The 3,313-nt window shown below is 69.9% G+C and carries 2 protein-coding genes and 1 pseudogene; all 3 read left to right on the top strand.

Features of this window, described 5'->3' with window-relative positions:
- Window positions 1-292 (top strand): annotated as a pseudogene (locus tag L995_RS25530) (hypothetical protein); the annotation flags it as partial.
- A gap of 45 nt (window positions 293-337) precedes the next feature.
- Window positions 338-1,438: a peptidoglycan-binding protein gene (locus tag L995_RS25525; RefSeq protein ID WP_034364978.1), complete on the top strand. Its 1,101-nt coding sequence runs from the start codon at window positions 338-340 to the stop codon at window positions 1,436-1,438.
- Window positions 1,439-1,508: 70 nt separating this feature from the next.
- On the top strand, window positions 1,509-3,313 hold a 1,805-nt coding region (locus L995_RS25520; RefSeq protein ID WP_047474115.1), incomplete at its 3' end, for an SAM-dependent methyltransferase.

Genomic DNA, 3,313 nt, shown 5'->3' with positions numbered 1-3,313 from the left:
CGTGGTGGCTGCGCGCTATGCCGGCGTGGCCGCCGCGCGTGCGGCGCGCGCGCAGCAGGCCGACTGCCTGGGCGGCTATGCCGTGGTGCTCACACGCCCCGCAGGAGCTGCGCCGCATCACGCCCTGGTGCAGGTGGCCGCGGATATGGCACAGGCGCATGCCGAATCGCTGCGGCTGCGTGCCTGCTCGGCCAGGCTGCAGCCGCGCACGGTGCCTTTGGCGCATCTGCTGCCGAAGGCGGAACAGGCGCCCGGCCGGAAACCTGAACGCAAGACCGATCCCGCCCGCTGAGCCCGTGCAGCGCGTGACACCGACAACCGCAAAGAGGGAAGACACATGCCAGACATCAAGGACAGCGTAGGCGAGGGCGGCAGCAACCAGGTCCATGACGTGGCCCTGCTGCAGGCCATGCTGCGCGTGGTGAAGGACGCCAAGAATGCACCCTATCTGGGCGTGGACTACGACGGCAGCTACGGCGCGCAGACGCGCGCCGCGCTGGAGCGTTTCCAGAACGACCACAAGCTGGCGGCGGCCAAGGCCGCGCCCGGCCAGCCGCAGGCCGGTGGCGCCAAGGAGGCACTGGGCCTGGCGGCAGCCGGTGGCGCCACGGTGGCCAAGCTCAGCGCCATGCTGCCTGCATCGCACCAGAACATGCGCTCCGCGAACAACTCCAAGACGGTGTATATCGAGGCCAAGGCCCAGGATGCGGCCACCAGCAAGGCCGCCATTGCCAACGATGCGGAGTACGAGCCCACCTTCCGCGCCAAGCTGGCCAGCCTGGTGCAGCAGATGTACGACACGCACAAGATCGCGCTGTGGATCACGCCCACCGGCCGCCGCCGCACCTTTGCCCAGCAGGCGGCAGAGACCCAGACCAAGGCCGGCCCCGGCGAGAGCAACCACAACTTCGGCCGGGCGGCCGACATCGGCTTCAAGCGCTTCCAGTGGGTCAAGGGCGACGGCAGCATCGTCACCGATGCCGACTGGCTCAACCAGCTGCATACCGCCAAAGCGGCCGATGCCGCGCGCTGGTGGGATGAGCGCGACCGCCTGGCCGCCAAGCAGGGCCTGCTGCCGCTGAAGTTCGAGCGCGTGCACCTGCAGGCCTTCGCCCAGGAAGGCGTGAGCAACCAGCGCTCGCTGGCCAAGCTGCTCAATGCCGTTTCGCAGAACAACATGCGCTGGAAATCCGCCTACCAGGCCGACCTGCAGTCCCAGGGCAAGCACTGGGTCACCGTGGGTTCGGCCAAGTCCATCTGGGCCGGAACGGCCTCCGTGACCAAGGCCGATCTGGCCAAGGCCCGCACCCTGGCCACGGGCAAGCAGGTGAAGGAAACGCAGATCACCCAGGACGAGGTGGCCGCCATGCGCCGCATGCTCAAGGCCGATTTCGAGCAGGCCGACCTGAACTGGTCCAAGTGGGCACCCGTGCCCTGAGCCCGGCCGGACGTCTGCCGCCTGCCGCGCGGGCAGGCGCCACTGCCGTGCATCTCCCGGAGAAAGCATCTTGAGAACCGACTATTCGAAGGGCGAGGCCGCGCTGCGCGTGCCCTTGCCCCTGTCCATGTCCATGCCCGTTTCCCTGTCCCTTGCCGCCTCTGCCGGTGCGCCCACCGGGCCGCCCGCTGCGGTCCGTGCGCCGCAGGACGTGCTGTCCGGTGTGCGCGTCGCCTCGCAACTGCTGCAGGACTTTCGGCCCATCACCGAAAGCATCGAGTGGGAGCTGGGCCATCTGCATTGGGCGCAGGCGGGCCTGTTGACCTTTGCCGAGAACGAGGTGCCCTACGTGGTCAACAACAGCGGCCGTCTCTCCGAAGATGCGGCGGCCCTGCTGTTCCATCACTGCGCGGACACGGCGCCGCAGGGCACGATTGCCGTGCTGGAGCTGGGCGCGGGCTGCGGCCTGTTTGCGCGCATGTTCCTGCAGGCCTTCCGGCACCTGTGCCAGCAGGAAGGGCGTGATTTCGACCAGCGGCTGGTCTGCTACGTGACAGATGGCTCGCCGCGCACCGTTGCGCAGTGGCACGAGCGCGGCCTGTTTGCCGAGTTTGGCGGCCAGGTCGTGGCAGGCTGCTGCGACGCCATGCATCCCGAGGCCGTTCGGCTGCACGACGGCAGCACGGTGCCGCTGCCGCCGCTGCATGCCGTGTTCTGCAACTACGTGCTGGATGTGCTGCCCGCCACCGTCGTGCGGCGCCGGAACGGCGGGCCGGTGCAGGAGCTGCGCATACGCACCCGCCTGACGGACGATGCCCAGCTCGTGCGCCAGTACACCGCGCTGTCGCCGCATGAGATCCGCGCCCTGGTGGATCACGCGGATGCGGCCGAGCGCGCGCGCCTGCTGCCCCTGGTGGGCCTGTTCGAGCAGGAGACGGGATTTTTCGACTGCGGCGACGCGGCACTGTCGCCCTGGGTGGATGCCGCCCTGTCCGTCAGCCAGGACGCGACACGCCTGCTGGTCAACCACGGCGCCTTCGGCGCGCTGCAGACGCTGCAGCAGCGGCTGGCGCCCAAGGGCCTGGTGCTCATCAACGACTACGGCGCCTGCACGCCCGAGGCGGCGGCCCAGTCGGGCGCCTCCCAGCGCTTTGGCCGCACCAGCGCCATCGGCCTGAACTTCCCGCTGCTGGCGCAATTGTTCGGGCGCGAGGGCTGGCAGGTGCTGGCGCCTCCGGGCGATGCGCAAAGGGCCATCCATGCGCGGCTGCTGATCGGCGAGGGCTGCGAGCGCACGGCGGCCGCCTTTCTCAACCGCTTCAGCGCCGACGCGCAGCAGTTCTTCGAGGCCCCGGCCCATGAGGCCCGCACGCACCTGGAGTCGGGCCGGCAGGACGCCGCGCTGGAAAGCTACCGCCAGGCCATCACCCGCAGCCCGCGCGACTGGCGCCTGCTGGGCGAGGTGGCGGAGTTCGTGGGGCTGCAGCTGCGGGACTTTGCGGCAGGCATCGAGCTGGCGCGCAGCGCGCTGGAGCTCAACCCCTGGCTCAGCACCTGGCTGTGGAACGTGCTGGGCGACTGCCTGTTCTGCCAGGAGCAGTTTGCTGCCGCGCATGACGCCTACCTGCAGGCCGAGCGCATAGACCCGCGCGATGCCCGCACCCAGCTCAACCTGGCCTACACCTGGCAGCAGTGCGGCGACCCGGGGCGCGCGCTCGCCTGCATCGCCCAGGGCCTGGCGGGAGATGCCCATGGCGTGCACACGCAGCGCCTGATGGAAAAGCAGCAGCAGATCCTGGCGCAGATCGCTGCCCTGCGTGCCTCGCAGCAGCAGCGGCTGGCGCAGCGCGCGGCGCGTCTGCAGGCCGGGGCATA

The organism is Delftia sp. ZNC0008, from assembly GCF_000799035.1.
GTDB lineage: Bacteria > Pseudomonadota > Gammaproteobacteria > Burkholderiales > Burkholderiaceae_C > Comamonas > Comamonas tsuruhatensis.
This window is presented reverse-complemented; position numbering and strand designations above follow the sequence as displayed.